Origin of the sequence: Streptomyces iconiensis (assembly GCF_028657195.3) — a bacterium.
Classification (GTDB): Bacteria; Actinomycetota; Actinomycetes; order Streptomycetales; family Streptomycetaceae; genus Streptomyces; species Streptomyces iconiensis.
In genome coordinates, this window is record NZ_JANCPR020000025.1 from 1 (window position 1) to 21,352 (window position 21,352).

General features: G+C 71.1%; 17 protein-coding genes. 5 read left to right on the forward strand and 12 right to left on the reverse strand.

Going from position 1 to position 21,352, the window contains the following annotated elements; all coding sequences use genetic code 11:
* Positions 1-158 precede the first annotated feature (158 nt).
* Positions 159-1,529 carry an aspartate aminotransferase family protein gene (locus NMN56_RS23755; RefSeq protein WP_274041471.1) on the reverse strand — a complete coding sequence of 457 codons (1,371 nt, stop codon included), beginning with the start codon at positions 1,527-1,529 and terminating at the stop codon, positions 159-161.
* A gap of 42 nt (positions 1,530-1,571) precedes the next feature.
* On the reverse strand, positions 1,572-2,687 hold the full coding sequence (gene ald / locus NMN56_RS23760; protein WP_274041470.1) for an alanine dehydrogenase: 1,116 nt from the start codon (positions 2,685-2,687) through the stop codon (positions 1,572-1,574).
* A gap of 337 nt (positions 2,688-3,024) precedes the next feature.
* Between ald and pdxR the strand changes: the two genes are divergently transcribed.
* Positions 3,025-4,488 (forward strand): MocR-like pyridoxine biosynthesis transcription factor PdxR, encoded by a 1,464-nt coding sequence (pdxR, locus tag NMN56_RS23765; RefSeq protein ID WP_274041469.1) that lies wholly within the window; start codon positions 3,025-3,027, stop codon positions 4,486-4,488.
* A gap of 110 nt (positions 4,489-4,598) precedes the next feature.
* On the opposite strand, the gene NMN56_RS23770 is transcribed toward pdxR, so the two are convergent.
* Positions 4,599-5,828 carry an FUSC family protein gene (locus NMN56_RS23770; RefSeq protein WP_430542692.1) on the reverse strand — a complete coding sequence of 410 codons (1,230 nt, stop codon included), beginning with the start codon at positions 5,826-5,828 and terminating at the stop codon, positions 4,599-4,601.
* Positions 5,829-5,999: 171 nt separating this feature from the next.
* Between NMN56_RS23770 and NMN56_RS23775 the strand changes: the two genes are divergently transcribed.
* Entirely contained in the window at positions 6,000-6,560 is a 561-nt protein-coding gene (locus tag NMN56_RS23775) for a dihydrofolate reductase family protein (protein ID WP_274041468.1), read from the forward strand.
* 131 nt (positions 6,561-6,691) lie between these two features.
* Here the strand turns inward: NMN56_RS23775 and NMN56_RS23780 are convergent, their stop codons facing one another.
* From NMN56_RS23780 to NMN56_RS23790, 3 genes are read right to left on the reverse strand one after another with little or no spacing between them, the layout of a single operon-like run.
* Positions 6,692-8,359, reverse strand: coding sequence for a cobaltochelatase CobT-related protein (locus tag NMN56_RS23780; protein ID WP_274041467.1), 1,668 nt, complete (start codon positions 8,357-8,359; stop codon positions 6,692-6,694).
* A complete protein-coding gene (locus tag NMN56_RS23785; RefSeq protein ID WP_274041466.1) occupies positions 8,356-9,429 on the reverse strand; it encodes an AAA family ATPase in 1,074 nt (357 codons plus the stop codon). Before NMN56_RS23785 ends, NMN56_RS23780 begins: the two co-directional genes overlap by 4 nt.
* Entirely contained in the window at positions 9,426-10,226 is an 801-nt protein-coding gene (locus NMN56_RS23790; protein ID WP_274041465.1) for an IclR family transcriptional regulator, read from the reverse strand. Before NMN56_RS23790 ends, NMN56_RS23785 begins: the two co-directional genes overlap by 4 nt.
* Before the next feature lie 225 nt (positions 10,227-10,451).
* On the opposite strand from NMN56_RS23790, the gene xsc reads away from it, so the two are divergent.
* From xsc to NMN56_RS23805, 3 genes are all read left to right on the forward strand, one after another.
* A complete protein-coding gene (gene xsc, locus NMN56_RS23795) occupies positions 10,452-12,224 on the forward strand; it encodes a sulfoacetaldehyde acetyltransferase (protein ID WP_274041464.1) in 1,773 nt (590 codons plus the stop codon).
* A gap of 101 nt (positions 12,225-12,325) precedes the next feature.
* Positions 12,326-13,423, forward strand: a complete 1,098-nt coding sequence (locus NMN56_RS23800; protein ID WP_274041463.1) for a phosphotransacetylase — start codon at positions 12,326-12,328, stop codon at positions 13,421-13,423.
* Positions 13,414-14,088: a phosphonatase-like hydrolase gene (locus tag NMN56_RS23805; protein ID WP_274041462.1), complete on the forward strand. Its 675-nt coding sequence runs from the start codon at positions 13,414-13,416 to the stop codon at positions 14,086-14,088. The genes NMN56_RS23800 and NMN56_RS23805 overlap by 10 nt, the downstream gene beginning before the upstream one ends.
* Positions 14,089-14,215: 127 nt before the next feature.
* Here the strand turns inward: NMN56_RS23805 and NMN56_RS23810 are convergent, their stop codons facing one another.
* Genes NMN56_RS23810 through NMN56_RS23835 form a run of 6 tightly spaced genes read right to left on the reverse strand, consistent with a single transcriptional unit; the run spans position 14,216 to position 21,346 of the window.
* The gene (locus tag NMN56_RS23810; RefSeq protein ID WP_274041461.1) at positions 14,216-15,700 is read right to left on the reverse strand and encodes an aminopeptidase P family protein; all 1,485 of its coding nucleotides are present in this window, start codon (positions 15,698-15,700) and stop codon (positions 14,216-14,218) included.
* Entirely contained in the window at positions 15,693-16,760 is a 1,068-nt protein-coding gene (locus NMN56_RS23815) for an ATP-binding cassette domain-containing protein (RefSeq protein ID WP_274041460.1), read from the reverse strand. The genes NMN56_RS23810 and NMN56_RS23815 overlap by 8 nt, the downstream gene beginning before the upstream one ends.
* Positions 16,757-17,707, reverse strand: coding sequence for an ABC transporter ATP-binding protein (locus NMN56_RS23820; protein WP_347178644.1), 951 nt, complete (start codon positions 17,705-17,707; stop codon positions 16,757-16,759). Before NMN56_RS23820 ends, NMN56_RS23815 begins: the two co-directional genes overlap by 4 nt.
* On the reverse strand, positions 17,704-18,699 hold the full coding sequence (locus NMN56_RS23825) for an ABC transporter permease (RefSeq protein WP_274041459.1): 996 nt from the start codon (positions 18,697-18,699) through the stop codon (positions 17,704-17,706). The genes NMN56_RS23820 and NMN56_RS23825 overlap by 4 nt, the downstream gene beginning before the upstream one ends.
* Positions 18,699-19,646 carry an ABC transporter permease gene (locus NMN56_RS23830; RefSeq protein WP_274041458.1) on the reverse strand — a complete coding sequence of 316 codons (948 nt, stop codon included), beginning with the start codon at positions 19,644-19,646 and terminating at the stop codon, positions 18,699-18,701. Before NMN56_RS23830 ends, NMN56_RS23825 begins: the two co-directional genes overlap by 1 nt.
* Positions 19,646-21,346 carry an ABC transporter substrate-binding protein gene (locus NMN56_RS23835; protein ID WP_274041457.1) on the reverse strand — a complete coding sequence of 567 codons (1,701 nt, stop codon included), beginning with the start codon at positions 21,344-21,346 and terminating at the stop codon, positions 19,646-19,648. The genes NMN56_RS23830 and NMN56_RS23835 overlap by 1 nt, the downstream gene beginning before the upstream one ends.
* Between the last annotated feature and the right edge of the window lie 6 nt (positions 21,347-21,352).

A 21,352-nucleotide genomic window follows, 5' to 3' on the forward strand; every position in this document is an offset into this window, starting at 1 on the left:
CGTGATGGGGGCCTGCGGAAAGCAGTTCCGTATCCCGGTGGAGTCGCAGGGCGGGCGGGCGTGGGTGGGGGTGCGGGTGGGGGTGGTGGGGTGTGGGTGTGGGGGGGGTGGGGTGGGGGCGGTGGGGGCGCTGTCCCCCCGCACCGCCGGAGGGTCTGTCAGCCGTGCACGCTCCTCTCGACGTCGTCCACCATCACCTCGATGCCGGCGAGCAGCTCGCGCAGCACCTCACGGTCGGCGACCAGCGGCGGGGAGACCATCAGCATGGTGGCGCCCCGGTCGTCGGGCCGCAGGATCACACCCGTCTTGCGGAACGCGGCGGGCAACACCTCCCGCAGCACCCGCGTGGACTGCTCCTCGGTCAGCTCACGGCCCGACTCGCGGTCCCCCATGAACTCGACGGCGTAGAAGAAGCCCATGCCGCGCACGTCCTTGACGACGCGGTGCCGGTCCCTGATCTCGTCCAGCCCCGCACGCAGTTCGGGGCCCAGTGTGCGGACGTTGCCGAGTACCTGCTCGTCCCGCATGGCCGTGATGTTGGCGACCGCTACGGCGGTGGCGACGGGGTGGCCGCCCCAGGTGGCACCGTGGGTGAAGGTGCCGCCCAGCGGGGAATCGTACAGCGCCTCGACCAGCGGTTCCCTCGCGATCATGCCGCCGAGCGGTGCGTAGCCCGACGTGGAGCCCTTCGCGAAGGTGACCAGGTCGGGTACGACCCCGAAGTGCCCGCTGCCGAACCAGTGGCCCAGCCTGCCGAACGAGCAGATCACCTCGTCCGCGACGAGCAGCACCCCGTACTTGTCGCAGATCGCGCGCAGCTCCTGCCAGTACCCGTCGGGCGGAACCAGCGCGCCCCTGCCGTTCTGCACGGGCTCGGCGAAGACGGCGGCCACGGTCTCAGGGCCCTCCTCCACGATCGCCTGCTCGATGGCGCGTACGCACTCCAGCTCCGAGGCAGGGCCCTGGTCACCGGTGAGACCGAGGGTGTTGGGCACGTGCCGGACACCGGGCAGCAGTGGTGCGAACGGCTCGCGGATCTTCGGCAGACCCGTCACCGACAGGGCGCCCAGGGTGACCCCGTGGTACGCCATGTGCCGGCTGATGATCTTCGTACGTTCCGGCTGTCCCTGGCTCCTGTGGTACTGCCGCGCGAACTTGATCGCGGTCTCGACCGCCTCGGAACCGGAGTTGACGAACCACGTCACCCCCAGGTCGCCCGGCGCCAGCTCCGCTATCAGTCCAGCGGCCTCGACGGCCGGCGGGTGCGCCGCGCCCCAGTTGGTGGAGTACGCCATCGTCTCCATCTGCTTGGAGGCCGCCGAGACGATGTCCTGGCGGCTGTGCCCCATGTTCACGCAGAACAGCCCCGCCAGGCCGTCGAGGAATTTGCGGCCCGACTCGTCGTAGAGGTGGCAGCCCTCGCTCCTGACGAACACGGGCAGCTCGTCGCTCTGCCAGGCGTCCTTGCGGGTGAAGTGCTGGCCGAGGTGCTTCTGTGCGCGGGCCCGCAGGCCGGAGTCGGTGGTCATGTGGTGTCTCCTCTCGTGGGGCGGGTGGGACGGTCGGGCCGGTCAGGCGAGCAGCGCCGGTGCTTCGGCGCAGTCGAGTCCGTGCGCCTCCGCCACCGGCCGGTAGGTGAGCGTGCCGTCGAGGGTGTTGATGCCCCGCATCAGCGCGGCGTCGGCGCGCGCGGCGGCCGGCAGGCCGTTGTTGGCGATGGACAGGACGTACGGCAGCGTGACGTTGGTCAGCGCGTACGTCGATGTGTTCGGCACGGCGCCCGGCATGTTCGCGACGCAGTAGAAGAGCGAGTCGTGCACCGGGTAGACGGGATCCGCGTGCGTGGTGGGACGCGTGTCCTCGAAGCAGCCGCCCTGGTCGACCGCGATGTCGACCAGAACGGAGCCCTGCTTCATCCCGGACACCATCCGGTTGCTGACCAGGCGCGGCGCCTTGGCGCCCGGCACCAGCACGGCGCCGATGACGAGATCGGCCGCGGCGACGGCCTGTTCGACCTCGAAGGAGTTGGAGGCGACCGTCGTGATCCGGCCCTGGTACATGCGGTCGGCGGCGCGCAGCTTGTCCACGTTCAGATCCAGCAGGGTCACATCGGCCCACATTCCCACCGCGACCGCCACCGCGTTCATGCCCGAGACCCCGGCGCCCAGCACCGTGACCTTCGCCGGACGGGTGCCGGATACACCGCCCATGAGCACGCCGCGCCCGCCCGAGGGGCGCGCCAGGTGGTAGGCGCCCACCTGCGGGGCCAGCCGACCCGCCACCTCGGACATCGGGAACAGCAGCGGCAGCGAACCGTCGGCCGGCTGCACCGTCTCGTAGGCGACCCCGGTGATCCCCGCCTTGAGCATCGCGTCGGTGCACTCCCGCGAGGCCGCCAGATGCAGATACGTGAACAGCGTCTGATCGGGCCGCATCCGGTGGTACTCCTCGGCCACCGGCTCCTTCACCTTCAACACCAGCTCGGCCTCGCCCCACACCTCGTCGGCGGTACGGGCCACCGTGGCGCCGGCCGCCTTGTAGTCGGTGTCCGCGATCGACGAGCCGTCGCCCGCGCCCTCCTCGACATGCACGGTGTGACCCGCGCGGGTCAGCTCGTGGACACCGGAGGGGGTGATGGCGACGCGGTACTCGTGGTTCTTGACCTCGCGGGGGATGCCGATCCTCACGTGGAACTCCCATCAGTGGTGCATCAAGTCAGTGGCGAATCAAGTCAGTGGCGAATCAAGGAAGGACGCGGTGTGCTTCCGGCCGGATCGAGAGGGAGCAGAAGCCGCACAGGGCGGGGAACGCCGGGCCAGGGCAGGCCGGCTCGCCCGGTGGGGCAGCTGCCGGATCAGTGGTGAATGCGGCCGGACACCTCGTCAGCGACGGCCGATGCAGTTAGATTGCGGACCCAGCTGGCCCGGCGGAAAGTGCCAGGACCGGCGACTCTGATGGGACCAGGGCAGTGCCCGTACCGCGCAGGACACGTCGCGCACGCCCCGGAAAGCAGCGGGAGGCGACATGCCGCGCACATTGATCGAGGTGAACCGGGACTCCGAGGAGCCGCTTTACCGGCAGATACGCAAGGCGATCGAACACGGCATCGGCGTCGGTACCGTCGACGCGGGCGGCAGGCTGCCCTCGTCCCGTGAACTGGCGCGCGAACTGGGGCTCTCGCGGAACACCGTCAACGCCGCCTACCAGGAACTGGTCGCCGAAGGGTTTGTCGAGAGCCGCGCCCGCCAGGGTCTGTTCGTCAACCGCGAGATGCGCTCCTTCTGCGCCAGGGAACCCGAACCTGCCGCACAGCGCTACGACTGGGAATCCCGGCTGCGCGACCTGCCCAGCCGCCGCGACACCCTCCCGCACCTGGAGAAACAGCCCAACTGGACCGGATATCCCTATCCGTTCCTCGCCGGCCAGGTCGACCTGAAGGCGTTCCCCGCCCGCGCCTGGGCCCGCGCCCTCAACGACGCGCTCTACCAGCCGCACGTCCAGTACAGCCTTCAGGACAGCATCGCCGCCGACGACCCCCTGCTCGTGGAGATGCTCTGCAACCGGCTGCTCCCCGCCCGCGGCGTCCAGGCCACACCCGAGGAAGTGCTCGTCACCGTCGGCTCGCAGCAGGGCCTCGACCTGCTCGGCAGAACGCTGCTCGGCGCAGGTTCGACCGTCGCCGTCGAGGACCCCGGCTACCTCGACGCGCGCCACATCTTCGTACGCGCCGGCGCCACCCTGCTCCCGCTGCCCGTCAACGGCTCAGGACTCCAGCCACCCCCCAGCCTCGACGGCGTCGACCTCCTGCACGTCACACCCAGCCACCACCACCCCACCAACGTCACGCTCAGCATCGGGCGGCGCCGCGAACTCCTCTCGCTGGTACGCGAGTCGGGAACGGTCATCGTCGAGGACGACTACGACAGCGAGTTCCGCTACCAGGGGCGTCCCACGCCCGCGCTCAAGGGCCTCGACGAGACCGGCCAGGTCGTCTACCTCGGTACGTTCTCCAAGTTCCTCGCGCCAGGACTGCGGCTCGGCTACGTCGTCGCCTCCCGCGAACTCATCCGCGAACTGCGCGACGTACGGCGCTACTCCGTGCGCCACCCCTCGGGGCACACCCAGCGCGCCCTCGCGCTGCTCATCCAGTCCGGCGAGTACCACCGCGCGGTACGCCGCTACCGGGGCCAGCTGATGCGCAAGTGGGAGGCGGTCTGCGCCGCCGTCAACACCCACCTCCCGTGGCACACCACGCCACCGCCCGGCGGCGTCAGCCTCTGGATGACGGGGCCGCCCGGCCTGGACAGCCGCAAGCTCACGGCGCTCGCCCAGCGCAGAGGCGTCCTCATCGAACCGGGCGACCTGTACTTCCTGGCCGACTCGCCGCCCCTCAACCACTTCCGCATCGGCTTCGCCGCGCCCCGGCCAGCGGCGATAGACCCCGGCGTCCACATCCTCGCCGACCTGCTCCCGCAGGCGATGACCTAGGCGGCGGCTGCGCCCGGTGGCGGCTGCTGGGCGCCGCAGCTCGGATACCGGGCGCTCCGGTGCCGGCGCTCCGGTGGTACTGAGGTGCCAGACGCCGAGGTACCGGGCGCTCAGAGGCGTTGGCGGAGTTTGCTGAGGCGCTGCCCGAGGCGGGCCAGGCGGGGGTGGCGCTCCAGCTGTTCCCTGGTGTGCCGGTCCAGTTCGTCCATCAGACGCTGGCTGCGCTGCTCGGGGGAGAGTTCGTCCAGTACCCGGTCGATCTGGGCCAGCAGGGCGCCGAAGTGCTGCCACTGGTGCGGGTTGTCCTGGATCAGCTCCAGCAGCAGCCGGGCGACCTTGTCCCGGGTGTCACGCGAAGCCGTCAGCTCGCCGGTCAGCCGCTCCTCGGCGTCCTCCGCGTTCTGGCTGAGCTGCGTGGTCACCAGTACGGAGAAGCTGACGAGGGCCCCGCCGACGTGCACGAAGAGGGACTCCAGGTCGGGTGCGATCCGTTCCGGGATGAGGGGTTCCTCCTCCTCGCGCTGGGTGGACAGGTCGGTCAGCGACCTGGCCAGCACGCGGAGGATCACCGCGCACACCTCCAGGGTGTCGAGCCCCGTGCGCAGCACGGCGCTGTTGAGCTGTGCCTCGCGCACCCGCGGATTGAACCGCAAACTGTCCTCGGCCTGCCGGAGCGAGATGTCCACGTTGGCGATCTCCATGTCGAGGCGGCGTGCCTCCTCCAGCCGTGCCGTCGTCCGGGAGACGGGGATGGGCGTACCCAGCGCCTCGGAGATCTCCAGCAGCAGCTGGCGCATGCGCCGGGCCAGTTCCTCCATCGACTCCCGCGCCGTGCGCACCCACACGGGAGGCGCGAGGAGCAGGTTGAAGATCAGCCCGACGGTCGCGCCGATGAGCGTGTCCAGCACCCGCGCCCAGGCGCCCTGCGCCGATCCGGAGACGGCGAGGATGAGCATGGCGCTGATCGCCACCTCGTTCACGAACTCGTTGGCACGCACCAGCCGTCCCGCGGTCAGCGCCGCGAGGATGACCAGGGCCAGGCTCCACCAGCTCAGACCCACCAGCGTGCTGAACCCGATCGCGATGAGCACGCCGACCAGTACGGCGTTGACGCGCCGGAAGCCCATCTTCAGCGTGGCGAAGAGGGTGACCTGTACGACCAGCAGCGCCGTCAGCGGTGCCGTGATCGGGGGCGCCTTCTCAGGGCTGAGCTGCACGGCTACCGCGTAGGCGATCGTCGCCGCCGTCGTGGCCCGCACCGTCTGGACGACGGCCTGGTTCCTGCTCCAGGCGGCGAGCTTGTGACGCAAGGCCGCCGCCGCACTGTGCACCGCTTTCACAGCATCCACCCCTTCCCGCCAGGCGGCGGCGCCGCGCGCATCGGCCCTGTCCTGGTGAAGCTTGGGCCAACTGGCGGGTCGCGCCGGCCGGGCCGCTTCGCCCGGTACCGATGAATCCGGGGGCGCCGTGCGGTCATGAAGGGTGGACCGCACTCATCTCCGGAGGAACGTATGCGCACACTCGCGATCACCGAGAACATCACCGTCGACGGCTCCATCGAGATGCTCACGGGATGGTTCGACCCGCAGGGCCAGGGCGAAGCCGACATGAGCGACGTCCTGGAGGAGAGCCACCGGCAGGACAGCGAGGCCGACGCGCTGCTCCTGGGCAGGCAGACCTTCGAGGACTTCCGTGGCTACTGGCCCGCGCAGACGGACGACACCACCGGCATCACCGACTACCTCAACCGGGTGCACAAGTACGTCGTCTCCTCCTCGCTCACCGAACCCGGGTGGGAGAACTCGACCGTGCTGGCGGGAGACCCGGTCAAGGAGGTGACCGCGCTCAAGGCGCGCGAGGGCAGGGACATCGTGCTCACCGGAAGCATCACCCTGGCGCACACCCTCATCAGGGCCGGCCTCGTCGACGAGTACCGCCTGTTCGTCTACCCCGTCGTGCAGGGCGGCGGCCGTCGCCTCTTCCCGGACGGGTACCAGATCCCCCAGCTGCGGCTGGTGGACGCGAAGACGTTCAGCAGCGGCATCACCCTCCAGCGCTACGCCCCGGCCTGAACGCCCGCCCCCGGTCCGAGGGGCCCTCTGGTCCGAGGGCCCGCCCCCGGTCCGAGGGCCCGCCCCCGGTCCGAGGGCCCGTCCCGGCGTCCGTGCGAACGTCCGCCTGAGGCCCCGCACGCCCGGGGCACCTACCTGTCGAAGGGCGCGAAAGGGAAGTCGCGGGGGAGGGGCGCGAAGTACGGGGTCAGGTCGCCCTCCACAGGGAGCCCGTACAGCTCCAGCTCCGTACGCGCCGCGACCTCCTTGAGGTGTGCGTCCAGGAACGACGGTCCCTGTGCGAGGCCGCCGTCCGAGAGGACGAGGAGCACGCGCCGCGCCTCTGCGCGTGCGCGCAGGCGTGCCGCCGCCCACTCGACGGCCTCGCCGCCGATCCCCTCCCGGTACAGATCCGCCTTCAGCAGCGCGGCGATCCCGGGGCGTGCCCGCCGGTAGGACGTGTCGCCGTCCTTGAAGACCAGGTGCAGGCGTTCGGCGACGCGTCCCGGATGCGGGGGCCGCCCGGCACGGAGCCAGTCGCGCCGCGCACGGCCCCCGTTCCACGAGGCGGTGGTGAACCCGAGGATCTCGCAGGCGGCACCGGCGTGTTCGAGCGCGCGTGCCCATACGTCGAGCCGGGCGGCGAGGTGTTCGCGGTGGCGTTTCATGGAGCCCGAACAGTCGACCAGGAAGGTCACGGCGGCATCGGTGCGGAGCCCGGCGCGCTCAGCGCGGTAGAGGTTCCGTTCCGTGGGCGAGACGACGAGGCGGGCCAGCTGACGCGCGTCGAGGCGGCCCTCTTCATGGCCGCCGTCCCAGCCGTCGGGCGCCGGGGTGGCGAGGAGCGCGTGCAGCCGCCTGGCGAGGCGCGGCGTGGCCAGGCCCTCGCGCCGGATACGCGTGTCGAGGACGCCGCGGTACTCGCGGGCGAGTTCGGCACGCAGCAGCCCGCCCGCCGCGCGCTCCTGGTCGTGTGCCGTGGTGAAGACGCGGTAGGCGTCCTGCGCGTGGCCTGGCCCCTGGCCTGTGCTCCCGGCCGTACCGCCCTGGCCTGTCCCGTCGGCGTCCGCGGCCGGGTCGTCTTCGAGGAGCAGCGAGAACGGGCTCTCCTCGTCGGCCGAGCCGTCCTCCTCGCCCTCGCCCGCCGCCTCCTCCAGCAGCGCTGCCACCGCTTCGGCGACGGCGAGCGCGTGGGGCGCGTAAGCGGCCTGGTCGTGGCGGTGCCGCCGCAGCCCCGCGAGCGCGTGACCGAGCGCGGGCCCGAGCGCGCCCCGTGTCGCCTCGATCAGGTCCTCGGTCGCCGCGAGCACGGGCTGCCCCGTCAGCCGGGAGCGGCACATCTCCAGCGCGGTGTACAGGAGCAGCCCGCGCGCGCCCTCGGTGAGCCCCGCCTGGTGGAAGCCGCGGGCCCACAGGGCGTGGCGTTCGCGCAGGTTACGGGCCGTGCCGGGACGGGTCGCCGGGGCAAGGGACTCGGCGCGGAACTGTTCCAGCGCGTCGAACAGCAGCCTCTCCACGGCCTGTTCGGGCCGCATGCGGGCGTGCAGCGCGGCGTCCGTACGGGTCAGCCGCAGCGCGAGCCCGTCGGCCACCCCGCGCAGCGCTGTCGTGTCCTCGCCGGGGGAGTGGCGCAGATGCGGCGCGGGGCGGGGGAGCGGCCTGCGCCCTTCGTGCGCTCTGTGGCCCCGGAAGACGATGCCGGGGGCCGCACCCAGCGCCCGGATCGCGGCGCCGGTCAGCTGCTCCGGGTCCGGGTCCGGGTCCGGGTCAGGGCCCGGGTCGGGGGTGGCTGCCCCGCTTCCGTTGCCGTTGCCGTTCACAGAGGGTCGCCCGTGGCACCGGCCGTCCCGGTCAGCTCGCGGTCGAAGCAGCGCTGGAAGAACTCGGCGATCAGCGGCCGTTCGGCCTCGTCGCACTTGTTGAGGAACGAGAGCCGGAAGGCGAGCGCCGTGTCGCCGAACAGCTCGGTGTTCTCGGCCCAGGTGATGACCGTGCGGGGTGACATCAGGGTGGACAGGTCGCCGGCGCTGAAGCCGTTACGGGTGAGTGCGGCGACCTCCACCATCGCGGCGACCAGCTCGCGTCCCCTGTCGCAGGCGAGCGCGGGGACGCGGGCCGTGACGATGGCTGCCTCCTGTTCGGGAGGCAGGTGGTTGAGGGTGGCGACGATGTTCCAGCGGTCCATCTGGGCGTGGTTGAGCCGCTGCACGCCCCGGTAGAGGCCGTACGGGTCGCCGAGCCCGACGGTGTTGGCGGTGGCGAAGATCCGGAAGGACGGGTGCGGGGTGAGCACGCGGTTCTGGTCGAGGAGGGTGAACTTGCCCTCGCGCTCCAGCAGCCGCTGCACCACGAACATCACATCGGGCCGCCCCGCGTCGTACTCGTCGAGGATCAGCGCGACGGGCCGCTGGAGCGCCCAGGGCACGATGCCCTCCTGGAACGCGGTGACCTGCTTGCCCTCGCGCAGCACGACGGTGTCCTTGCCGACGAGGTCGAGGCGGCTGAGGTGGCCGTCCAGATTGACGCGTACGCAGGGCCAGTTGAGGCGGGCCGCGACCTGCTCTATGTGGGTGGACTTGCCGGTGCCGTGCAGCCCCTGGACGAGCACGCGCCGGTTGTGCGCGAACCCGGCGAGGAGGGCGAGGGTCACGTCGGGGTCGAAGCGGTAGGCGTCGTCGGTCTCGGGCACATGCGCCGACGGCTCGGCGAAGGCGGGCACCTTCAGGTCCGAGGCGATACCGAAGACGTCCCGTACCGACACCCGCGTCTCCGGCTCCCCGACGGGCTCCCCGGCCGGCTCCCCGGGCCCGGGCGCCGCGCCCTGTATGGCTGGCTCCGTGCCCTGCGCGTCTGCTTCCGTGCCGTTCGTACCTGCCTGAGCGCCGCTCACTCCTGCCCGCCTTCCGCGTCGACCCGTGCGATGGCCTGGGCCGCGCGCTGGAGCGCGGGCAGCAGGTGGAGCGCCTTGTCGGAGGTGAGCCGCATGACGGGTGCCTGTACGGCGACGCACTGGTTGGAGCGGCCTCCCGAGGCGCTGGGCACGAGGACGGCCACGCAGACCAGGCCGGGCAGGAACTCCTCGTCGTCCAGCGCGAACCCGTCCCTGCGCACGCGGATGAACTCCTCCTCCAGCGCGTCGGGCTCTGTCACGGTCCTGGGCGTGCACCGCTTCAGCGGCCCGTGCGCGAGGAGCTTGCGGCGCTGGGCAGGAGGCATCTGGGAGAGGATCATCTTGCCGCTGGCCGAGCAGTGTGCCGGTACGCGGGAGCCGGGGCGCAGATAGAAGCGGAGCGGCTCGCGGGTCTCTACGCGGTCGAGGTAGACGACCTCGTTCCCGGAGAGCGCCGTGATGTTGCAGCTCTCGCCCAACTCCTCGACCAGCCCGCGCAGTACGGCGCGGCGCGCGCCGTGGTGAGTGGCGTTGAGCAGCAGGTTCTCGGCGAGCTTCCGCAGTCTCGCGCCGGTGCCGTAGTGCCGCCCGTCGCTCTGCCGTACGAGCAGGCCGGCGCCCTCCAGCTGCTGGAGCATGCGGTGCAGGGTCGGTTTGGGCAGGCCCGTCTCCTCCACGAGGTCCTGGAGGGTGACGAGTTGGTCCTTGGCGGCTATCAGTTCCAGCAGCGCGAACAGCCGCATCGTGGGGGTGTCGCCGTCCAGTGGCGCGGGCTCCGCCTCGCGTGTGGTCTCCATGGTCTCTCCGTCTCCCCTGAGCGCTCATCGACGTAACCAGGTTCCGGAAAAGAAGTTACCAGGTACCGATTTCCGGAACGCACTGTTGACGGCGCCGCGCACTCTCCCTATGGTCCCGGCAGATCCTGAATTCAGGAACGCCGCGTACCGGTTATTCGCTTATTCGCTTATTCGCCAGTGCAGTGGCCGTTGTCGCTGGGCAGGCGCGTCGAAGGAGTTGGTTCCATGAGTGAGCAACAGAAGATGACCCCCTCCGAGGCATTCGTAGAGACCCTGGTCGCCAACGGGGTCACCGACATCTTCGGCATCATGGGCTCGGCGTTCATGGACGCCATGGACATCTTCGCGCCGGCGGGCATCCGCCTCGTACCCGTCGTGCACGAACAGGGCGCGGCGCACATGGCCGACGGGTACGCGCGGGTCAGCGGCAGGCACGGCGTCGTCATCGGCCAGAACGGGCCCGGCATCAGCAACTGCGTGACCGCGATCGCCGCCGCGTTCTGGGCCCACAGCCCCGTCGTCATGATCACCCCCGAGGCGGGCACCATGGGCATGGGCCTGGGAGGCTTCCAGGAGGCCAACCAGCTGCCGATGTTCCAGGAGTTCACCAAGTACCAGGCCCATGTGAACAACCCCAAGCGGATGGCCGAGCTGACCGCGCGCGCCTTCGACCGGGCCATGTCCGAGATAGGCCCCACCCAGCTCAACATCCCCCGCGACCACTTCTACGGTGAGATCGAGGGCGAGGTCCCGCAGCCCATGCGCGTGGACCGGGGCGCGGGCGGCGAGAAGAGCCTCAACGAGGCCGCCGAACTGCTCGCCACCGCCGAGTTCCCCGTGATCATCTCCGGCGGCGGCGTCGTCATGGCCGACGGCGTCGACGAGTGCAAGGCGCTCGCCGAACGCATCGGCGCACCCGTGGTCAACAGCTACCAGCACAACGACTCGTTCCCCGCCAGCCACCCGCAGTGGTGCGGGCCCCTGGGCTACCAGGGCTCCAAGGCCGCGATGAAGCTCATCTCGCGCGCCGACGTGGTCATCGCGCTCGGTACCCGCCTCGGCCCGTTCGGCACCCTGCCGCAGCACGGCATGGACTACTGGCCCAAGAACGCGAAGATCATCCAGATCGACGCCGACCACAAGATGCTCGGCCTCGTCAAGAAGATCACCGTAGGCATCTGCGGCGACGCCAAGGCCACCGCGACGGCGCTGCTGGACCGGCTGGAGGACACGAAGCTCGCGTGCGACGCCACCCGCGAGCAGCGCGCGGCCGACATCGCCGCCGAGAAGGAGGCGTGGGAGGCCGAACTGGCCGAGTGGACCCACGAGAAGGACCCCTACAGCCTCGACATGATCGCCGAACAGGACGCGGAGGAGGGCAACTGGCTGCACCCGCGCCAGGTCCTGCGCGAACTGGAGAAGGCCATGCCCGAACGCGTCATGGTCTCCACCGACATCGGCAACATCAACTCCGTCGCGCACAGCTACCTGCGCTTCGAGGAGCCGCGGTCCTTCTTCGCGCCCATGAGCTTCGGCAACTGCGGCTACGCGCTCCCCACCATCATCGGCGCCAAGGCAGCGGCGATGGACAGGCCTGCGATCGCGTACGCCGGTGACGGTGCCTGGGGCATGTCCATGGGCGAGGTCATGACCGCCGTACGCCACGACATCCCCGTCACGGCCGTCGTCTTCCACAACCGCCAGTGGGGCGCGGAGAAGAAGAACCAGGTCGACTTCTACGACCGCAGGTTCGTCGCGGGCGAGCTGGAGAGCGAGAGCTTCGCCGGTATCGCGCGGGCCATGGGCGCCGACGGCATCGTCGTCGACACGCTGGACGAGGTCGGGCCCGCGCTGCGGCGCGCGGTCGACGCGCAGATGAACGAGGGGCGCACCACCGTGGTCGAGGTGATGTGCACCCGCGAGCTGGGCGACCCGTTCCGCCGCGACGCGCTCTCCAAGCCGGTGCGGTACCTGGAGAAGTACCAGGACTACGTGTAACCCCCCCCGCTTCCGGCGCCCCCGTCCCCCGCGGACCGGGGAGGGGCGGGGGCCCTGGGCCTGGGGAAGAGGAACGTTCGCACACCGCACATGGAGCCCGCATGCTCGTGGAACCGCACGGCCCCCTACAGTTCCCCGGCGAAGCCGGCCCCGCCGTCGCGCAGTTGGCCGGAACGTGGGCCGACAGGCTACGGGCCGCGGGGAGGAGACCCCGCGTCGCGCTGCCCGAGAGCGGCGACACCCGCACCCTGTGGGCGGCGGCCCGCCTCGCAGGACAGGGATCGGTGACCCCCGTCCTGCTGGGCGACCCGGCGACCGTCCGCAACAGGGCCGCCGACCTGGACCTGAAGCTCCCCGAGGACCCGGAGGCGCTGGAGATCCTGGACCCGGCGGCGATGGCCAGGGACCCGCGCTGCGGAGGCACGCTGGGCGAGGCGCTCGCGCGGCGGCGCAAGCTGTCGCGCGCCGACCGCGAGGAACTGGCCGCCGATCCCCTGTACCTCGCGGCGACAGCACTCGCGCTCGGCGACGCCGACGTGTGCGTGGCGGGCAGCAACCGGCCGACGGCCGACGTGCTGCGCGCCGGCCTGTACGTGGTGGGTCTCGCGCCCGGCGTACGCACGCTCTCCAGCAGCTTCCTGATGGTGCAGCCGGACGGCGGGGTGCTCGGGTACGGGGACTGCGCCGTGGTCGTTGACCCTGACCCGCGCCAGTTGGCCGACATCGCCCGCGCCACGGCCCGTACGTACCGCGAACTCACCGACGCACGGCCCCGGGTGGCGCTGCTGTCCTTCAGCACAGGCGGCAGCGCCGACCACCCGCGCGTCGACCGGGTGCGGGAGGCGCTGGAACTGCTGCGCGCCGAGGGCACGGACTTCGCCGTCGACGGCGACCTCCAGTACGACGCGGCGTCCGACCCGGAGGTCGGGCGTGCCAAGGCGCCGTCCTCGCCGGTGGCGGGCCAGGCCAACACGTTCGTCTTCCCCGGCCTGGAAGCAGGCAACATCAGCTACAAGGTCGCCCAGCGCGTGGGCGGCTGCGCCGCGATCGGGCCGCTGCTCCAGGGCCTCGCCGCGCCGCTGCACGACCTGTCACGCGGCTGCACGGGCGCCGACATCGCAGCCCTCGCTCTCGCGGGCGGCGTACAGGCGCTGTCCCGTACCCCCTCGACCAACCCCGTGGAGACGCCATGCCCGTGAGCCTCGCCGTCCTCGACCTGGCCGGCACGACAGTGACGGACGCCGGAATCGTGGAGGACGCCTTCGCGCACGCGCTCGCGCGCATGGGCGTGACCCCGGACGACCCGCGCCACGCGCCGATGACGGAGCACATCAGCGCCACCATGGGCGAGTCCAAGATCTCCGTGTTCCGGCACCTCTTCGACGGCGAGGAGGCGGCCCAGCGCGCCAACGAAGCCTTCGAGGAGGGGTACGCGCAGATGGTCGCCGCCGGGCGCTGCGCGGCGCTGCCCGGTGCGCGGCAGGCGATCGAGACGCTGCGCGGCGCCGGCTGCGCCGTGGTCCTCAACACCGGTTTCTCGCCGCGCACCCGCGACGACCTGCTCGCCTCGCTGGGCTGGAACGGGCTGGCCGACGCCGTGCTCTCACCCGCGGACGCGGGCGGACGAGGGCGCCCTTACCCGGACATGGTGCTCACCGCGATGCTCCGCGTCGGGGCGCCCTCGGTGGCCTCCGTCGCCGTCGTCGGCGACACCCCGCACGACATCCGCGCCGGCCTCAACGCGGGTGCAGGGCTGGTCGCCGGCGTACTGACCGGCGGACGCGGCGCCGGCGAACTGCGGGAGGCGGGAGCGCACCACGTCCTCGACTCCGTCGCCGACCTCCCGGCCCTGGTCGGCCGCTGAACGCGACACCGCACCCGGCTCCCGCTCCGGCCCGGCCACGACCCTGGTCCGGGCCCCGGCCGCGCCACGTGCTCCGCCTCGTGCGGTGACCCTCAGCCGTCCAGGACCGGGTGGGTGACCCCGCGTCTCAGCCCAGCCGTTCCGCCATCCACCGTTCCAGGCCGGAGGCGTCCAGGGGGAGTTCGCTGGAGAGGACCTCGGAGCCCTCGGGTGTGACCAGGACGTCGTCCTCGATGCGTACGCCGATGCCCCGGAGTTCGGGGGGGACGGTCAGGTCGTGGGCGTGGAAGTAGAGGCCGGGCTCCACCGTGAGCACCATGCCGGGCGCCATGGCTCCGCCCTGGTACGTGTCGTAACTGGCCTGGGAGCAGTCGTGCACGTCCAGGCCCAGGTGGTGGCCGATGCCGCACACGAGGTACCGGCGGTGTTGCTGGCCCTGCGGGGACAGTGCCTCGTCGACGGAGACGGGGAGCAGGCCCCAGTCGTGCAGGCCCGTGGCGATGACCTCCATGGAAGCCTGGTGGAAGTCGGTGTACTGGCGCCCGGGGCCGACGGCGGCGAGCCCGGCGCGGTGCGCCGCCTCGACCAGGTCGTGCACCTGGCGCTGGACGGGCGAGAAGCGGCCGGAGGCGGGGAAGGTGCGGGTGACATCAGCCGTGTAGTAACTGTGCGACTCCACGCCCATGTCGAGCAGCAGGACCTCGTCGGGCAGCACGGGGCCGTCGCAGCGTACCCAGTGCAGGGTGGGGGCGTGCGGCCCGCTGCCGACGATGGAGGCGTAGCCGGGCCCGTTGCCGTAGGCGCGCGCGTACCGGTCGAACGTGCCCTGGAGCCACCGCTCTCCCGGGCCCGCGATCGCGGTCGGTATCTCGCGTACGACGGCGGCGAAGCCCTCGACCGTACGGTCGACGGCCTCGCGCAGGCGGGCGATCTCCCAGTCGTCCTTGACCATGCGCAACTCGGCCAGCGTGCGCCGCAGTTCGTCCGCCGGTGCCTCAGCCGCGCCGGCGAGCGAGGACATGCCGGGTGCGCCCGTGCCCGTCGCCACCGTGCCCGCCGCGCCCGCGACCAGGAGCCCCGGCAGCTTCGCCACCGCCGCCTCCAGCTCCGCCAGCGGCCGTACCTCCACGCCGAGTGCGCCGGACCACTCGGCCAGGCCGGGCGCCGGCCCCACCCACAGCTCCCCGTGTGCCGCGTCCGTGAAGAACTCGCGGGTGCCGGGCCCCGCGGGCATCGGGGCGTAGAGCGTCGCGTCGTGACCCTGGCCGCCGGGCCGCAGGACAAGGACCGCGTCAGGGAGCGGGCACGCCGTGAGCCAGAAGAAGTCGCTGTCCGGCCTGAACTCGTAGTCACAGTCGTTATTCCTCACCGGAGGCCGGCCGGCCACCACGGCCAGCGGCCTGCCAGGGAACGCGGCGCTGAGCCGCGCGCGGTGGGCGGCGGCGGCCTCCGCGGCTCCCGGCACGGTGCCGGGTGTCCGGCTGACATCGGCCCAGCCCTGGCCCATGTGCCGTACGAAGGAGGGTATTTCGCCGAGGCGCGGCAGCCGTGGATCGGGTGTGGCCGGTACGGGGGTGGACCTCGGAAGGTCGTTCACGGTGGTCTCATTCATGGACGCCGCCTTTCTGTGCTGTGTCCGTCTTCTGCCCTGTGTCCGCTGGTCCTGACGTTCCTTCGGGGCCCATTGTCTGTGCCGCGCCCGTCGTTCGTGCCGCGTCCGCCGCCTGTGCCGCGTCCGCCGCCTGTGCCGCGCCCGTCGCCTGTGCCGCGCCCGTCGTCTCCTGTCCTGCTGCCTCGCGGGCACGCCGCCGTCGTGCCCGTTCCCAGGCGGGGTTGATGCGGGGGATGGCGGCGAGCAGCGTCTTGGTGTACGGGTGCCGGGGGTTGCCGAACACCTCGTCGCGCGTGCCCTGTTCGACGAGGACACCGTCCTTCATGACCAGTACGCGGTCGGCGATCTGGCGGACGACGGCGAGGTCGTGCGCGATGAACAGGTAGGAGTAGCCACTCTCCCTCTGCAACTGCCGCAGCAGGTTGATCACTTGGGCCTGCACCGAGACGTCCAGCGCGGAGACGGCCTCGTCGCACACGACCAGCCGGGGTTCGACGGCGAGGGCCCGCGCGATGCCGATGCGCTGAGCCTGGCCCCCCGAGAACTGCGAGGGGCGCCGTTCCGCGTGCTCGGGTTCCAGGCCGACGCGTTCCAGCAGCCGCCGGGCGCGCTCGCGGCGCTCCTCCTTGCCGCACACGGACTGGTACGCCAGCGGCGCCGTGATGATGCGCTCGGCGGTGTGCCGGGGGTTGAGCGAGGAGAAGGGGTCCTGGAAGACGACCTGCACCTCGCCCCGGTAGGCGGCGAGTTCGCTTCCCTTCGCGCGGCTGAGGTCGCGCCCTTCGAACTCCAGGGTTCCGCCGCTCGGTTCCATCAGCCGTGCCACCAGCCGCGCGGTCGTGGACTTGCCGCTGCCCGACTCGCCGACGAGCGCCACCGTCTCTCCGGGGGCGATGTCGAAGCTCACGTCGTCGACGGCGGTGAACGCGGTACGGCCGCCCCTGAACGCCCCACGGCTCCGTACGGGGAACGTCTTGGTGAGGTGCAGCGCGCGCAGCAGCGGCCCGTGCGTTCCGGCGGCGGGGCCCGGGGCACGCTCGGGTGCGCTTGTCTCGGTCAACGGTCCGCTCCTTCGCCGGGCACATGAGGGGAAGCATGACTGGGCACCTGAAGGGACTTGAGGTCTCCGATGTCGTCGTCCATGCGGGGCACGCTGTCCAGCAGGGCCGAGGTGTACGGGTGGCGCGGGTCGCTGAACAGCCGCTCGGCCTCCGCGTATTCGACGCAGGACCCTGAGCGCATGACGAGGACACGCTGTGCCAGGCCCGCGACCACCGCGAGATCGTGGGTGATGAAGATCATCCCGTTTCCGGTGTGTTCCTGAAGCTCGGCGAGGAGCCGCAGGATCTCCGCCTGGACGGTCACGTCCAGGGCCGTCGTCGGTTCGTCGGCGATCAGCAGGCTGGGCGAGCACACCAGGGCCATGGCGATCGTGATCCGCTGCCGCTGCCCTCCCGAGAACTGGTGCGGATAGTGCCGCACCCTGCGTGCGGCGTCGGGGATGCCGACCCGCTCCATGGCCTCGACCGCCACCCGGCGGGCCGCGGCGCGGCCTCCTTTCTCGTGCGCGAGATACGCCTCCTCGATCTGGAGGCCGACGGTGTAGTAAGGGTTCAGCGAGGAGAGCGGGTCCTGGAAGACCATGGCGACCTCGTTGCCCCGTACGGACCGCAGCGCGCCGTCCGACAGGTTCAGAAGCTCCCGGCCGCGCAGCCGGACGCTGCCGCTCACCCCGGCTCCGCGGGGAAGCAGGCCCATGAGGGCGAGGCTCGTCAGCGACTTCCCCGACCCCGATTCGCCGACGAGCGCCACGGTCTCGTTCTCGCCGACGGTGAAGGAGATGTCCTTGACGAGCTGTCTGCTGCCCCCGTGCGAGGGGAGGCTCACGCAGAGGTCCTCCACGACGAGCAGGTCAGCGTTGCCGCCGGAAGCGCTGGTGGCGGCAGGGGTGGCGGCTGCCACGGCGGTGGCGGTGCCGGCGGTGCTGTCCTTTCGCGGTGTGCTCATGGCGACGTGGTCCTCACCCTCGGGTCGAGTGCGCTGTAGAGAAGGTCGACGATCACGTTCCCGAAGACGGCGAAGAAGGCGGCGAGCAGCGTGACAGCCATGATCACCGGCTGGTCGTTCTTCGCGATCGAGTCGGCCGCCATCTTGCCGATGCCGTTGAGGCCGAACACCTTCTCCGTGATCAGCGCACCGCCGAGCAGCCCGGCGAAGTCCATGCCGAAGACGGTGACGACCGGGGTGAGCGAGGGCCGCAGCGCGTGCCGCCGCAGCAGCAGAGGACGGCTGATCCCCTTCGCCCTGGCCGTGCGCAGGAAGTTCTCGGAGAGCGTGTCGATGACGTTGGCCCGGGTCAGCCGGGCGTACATGCTCGCGTAGACGAGGGCGAGCACGGTCCAGGGCATGAGGTACGACTGGAACCACAGGAACGGGTCCGCCGAGAAAGACACGGCCGAGGGGAACGGCAGGATCTGGAACCTGACGACGAGGAAGTACTGGAGCACCAGCGCCAGCACGTAGTTGGGCACGGCGACACCGCCCAGAGCCAGCGTCATGGAGGCGCGGTCCCACCACGTGCCCTGCTTGACGGCCCCCAGCAGCCCCGCGCCGACACCGATGAGCAGCCAGAGAACGGCCGCGCCCACCGTCACGGTGACGCTGACCGGAAGCCGGCCGGTCATCATGTGCCAGACGGACTCGTTGGTCTGGAAGCTGTAGCCGAAGCACGGTGCCTCGCAGCGGATGGCCGTGGCGCCCGTCCCGTAGTCCCGGCCGGCGAACAGCCCGCTGACGAAGTGCCAGAACTGCGTCAGCAGCGGCTCGTTGAGCCCCAGCGTGTCCCGGATCGAGTCGATGCGCTCGGGCGTGCAGGTCTTTCCGCAGATGGAGACGGCGGGATCGGCGGACAGGCTGAAGAAGATGAAGTACGTGAACAGGCAGATGGCGGCCAGGAGCAGAACGACGGCGGTCAGACGACCGAGCAGATATCGGGCCATCAGCGGGCTCCCTGGGCATCGGTGACCGCGCGCAACCGGTCACCCAGCACGGTCAGCGACAGCACGGTGGAGAAGAGCAGGGCGCCGGGGATCACGAAGAACATCGGGTCGACGGCGTACCAGGACACGGACGTCGAGATCATCTGCCCCCAGGACGGGGTCGGCGGTGACACACCGACGCCCAGGAAGGACAGCCCGGCCTCCGTGCCGATGTAGCCGGGCACCGCGAGGGTGACCATCACGATCACCGAGCTGCGCAGGTTCGGCAGGATTTCGCGGAAGAGGACCGCGGCGCTCCTGGCGCCCGAAGCGTGTGCCGCCTCCACGAACTCCCTGCCGGCCAGCGTCATGGTCTGCGCGCGGATGACCCGCGCGAAGTAGGGCCAGCCGAACAGGCTGATGACGGCGACCAGCAGCACCGACCTGTTGCCCGAGGGCACGGAGGACAGGATCGCAATCATGAAGATGAGCGCGGGGAAGCTCATGAGGAAATCCATCAGGCGCGAGACGACCTGGTCGACCCAGCCCTTGAAGTACCCGGCCGTCATGCCGAGCACGACGCCGAGGCAGCCGGTGAGCACCGTCGAGGACAGCGCGATCGTCAACGACACCCGCGCGCCGTACAGGACGCGGGCGAGGATGTCCCTCCCGTTCTGCGGCTCGACCCCCAGGGGGTGTTCCGCGCTGATGCCGCCGAGCGCCCCGTGCGGGACGCCGCCGAGGTGGGAGTCGAGCGCGGCGGAGTCGAAGGTGTAGGGCCCGTTCCCCGTCAGCTGCGACACGAGCGGCGCGCACAGCGCCAACAGGCAGAGCAGCAGCAGGAATCCGGTACTGATCACGGCGGTACGGTCCCGCAGCAGCGCCCGCGTGAGGGAGCCTCCTGCCGGCGGCGGCGGGGCGGGCGGCGCTGCCGTTCCCGGTTCGGGAAGCGCGGTGGTGGCGGTCATCAGGCCCTCCGGTCCGGGTCGGCCAGCCCTACGGAGACGAAGTCGATGCCGCCGGCGAGCACCGGGTGTTTGTAGGCGCCCGCGATGTTCCCGCCGACGAGGTTGACGGACTTCTCGTAGACCAGCGGCACGATCGGCGCATCCCGCATGATCTTGGCGTCCAGCGCGCCGAACGCGTCGTTCTGCTCGTCCACGTCCTTGAGCGCCGACGCCCTGTCGATGGCGGCGTTGATGCCGGGGTCGTTGAGCTGTGCGAGGTTCTGATTGCCCTTGGACACGATGTTGCGGCCGTCGAACAGGGGCGGCAGGAAGGTGATTCCGGCCGCCCAGTCGGGACACCAGCCCGTCACGGCCGCGTCGTGCTGCTGCGCGGGCGAGGCGATCACCTCGTAGAACGTGGCGGTGTCGATGATGTTCACCTTCACCTTGATCCCGAGCGGGGCCAGGGACTGCTGCAGTGCCTCGGCCGTGGCGCGCATCACGGGCGCCTCCCTGGTGTCCAGGGTGAGCGAGAAGCCCTTGCTCACCCCGGCGGACTTCAGCAGCTTCCGCGCCTTGTCCAGATCGCCCCGCTGCCCGTCGGTGGCGTACAGGTCGGTGCCCTTCCTGCCGCTGATCGTGGGGGGCTGGATCGAGGTGGCCGGGTCGGCCTTCGTGGCGCCGCCGAAGGCGTTCACGATCGACTGCTTGTTGACGGCGTAGTTGAGGGCGCGGCGTACGCGCACGTCACCGAGCTTGCCCTTCTTGGTGTTCAGCGACATGTAGGTGGTGCAGCCCATCAGCCCGGAGAGCGTGCGCCGACGCGTCTCCTTGTCCTGTATCCGGGAGATGGTGGCCGGCTGAATGGCGTCGGCGATGGCGTTGACGTCCTCGCCGCGCGCCGAGAGCATCCGCTCGTCGATGGTGGCCGGGTCGAGGCCGAAGGTCCACTCGAAGCCGTCGGGCCGGGCGGTACGCACCTCGTCCGTTGCCTCGCTCCAGAACTTGTTGCGCACCAGCTTGATCCTGGCGCCCGCCTCGTACGCCGCGACCTGGTACGGGCCCGAGGCGATCGGCTGCTTGTCGAACTCCGAGCGCGCTCCCGTACCGCGCGGGAACGGGGTGAAGACCGGCTGTGCCACCGCGCTGCCGAAGTCCGCGTAGGACTGCTTGAGATGGAAGACCACGGTGCGGCTGTCCGGGGTGTCGATGCGGGGCGAGGAACCTTTCGACCTGTAAGGACCCCGGTAGCCCTTGGGAGCGGCGATGAGCTGCTTGGCGTAGGGGGAGCCGATCCCGATCTCAGGGTCCCAGGCACGGGAGATGCCGAACTTCACATCGGCGCTGGTGATGGCCTTGCCGTTCTGGAACCGCGGCCCTTTGCGCAGGGTGAAGGTCCAGGTGCGGCCCCCGTCGGAGGGGCGCCCGGTGTCGGTTGCCAGGTCGGGCACCACCTCGGTCCCGGCCTTGCCGGGCGCGGCGCGCTGGGTGGTGAGGGTGCGGTAGACGAGCCGGTAGAAATTGTTGACCCCCGCGTCGAAGCCCTGCGCCGGGTCGAGGTGCGAGAAGGCCGTGGAGGACAGCACGCGTACGGTCCCGCCCTTGCCCGGCTCGCCGGCCGGGCCGCCGGCCGAGATCGGCGCCGGCCCCGTGGAGCAGCCGGCGAGCGCGAGCGCCGTGGCCACCGCGAGCCCAGCCGGCCAGCCACTCCCGCTCCTCACCCGCCC

Bases quoted from the DNA above. Each gene is read 5' to 3' on its own strand.
- NMN56_RS23755 (WP_274041471.1), bottom strand. From the start codon at position 1,529: ATGACCACCGACTCCGGCCTGCGGGCCCGCGCACAGAAGCACCTCGGC.
- pdxR (WP_274041469.1), top strand. From the start codon at position 3,025: ATGCCGCGCACATTGATCGAGGTGAACCGGGACTCCGAGGAGCCGCTT.
- NMN56_RS23775 (WP_274041468.1), top strand. From the start codon at position 6,000: ATGCGCACACTCGCGATCACCGAGAACATCACCGTCGACGGCTCCATC.
- NMN56_RS23790 (WP_274041465.1), bottom strand. From the start codon at position 10,226: ATGGAGACCACACGCGAGGCGGAGCCCGCGCCACTGGACGGCGACACC.
- xsc (WP_274041464.1), top strand. From the start codon at position 10,452: ATGAGTGAGCAACAGAAGATGACCCCCTCCGAGGCATTCGTAGAGACC.
- NMN56_RS23800 (WP_274041463.1), top strand. From the start codon at position 12,326: ATGCTCGTGGAACCGCACGGCCCCCTACAGTTCCCCGGCGAAGCCGGC.
- NMN56_RS23805 (WP_274041462.1), top strand. From the start codon at position 13,414: ATGCCCGTGAGCCTCGCCGTCCTCGACCTGGCCGGCACGACAGTGACG.
- NMN56_RS23810 (WP_274041461.1), bottom strand. From the start codon at position 15,700: ATGAATGAGACCACCGTGAACGACCTTCCGAGGTCCACCCCCGTACCG.
- NMN56_RS23820 (WP_347178644.1), bottom strand. From the start codon at position 17,707: ATGAGCACACCGCGAAAGGACAGCACCGCCGGCACCGCCACCGCCGTG.
- NMN56_RS23825 (WP_274041459.1), bottom strand. From the start codon at position 18,699: ATGGCCCGATATCTGCTCGGTCGTCTGACCGCCGTCGTTCTGCTCCTG.
- NMN56_RS23830 (WP_274041458.1), bottom strand. From the start codon at position 19,646: ATGACCGCCACCACCGCGCTTCCCGAACCGGGAACGGCAGCGCCGCCC.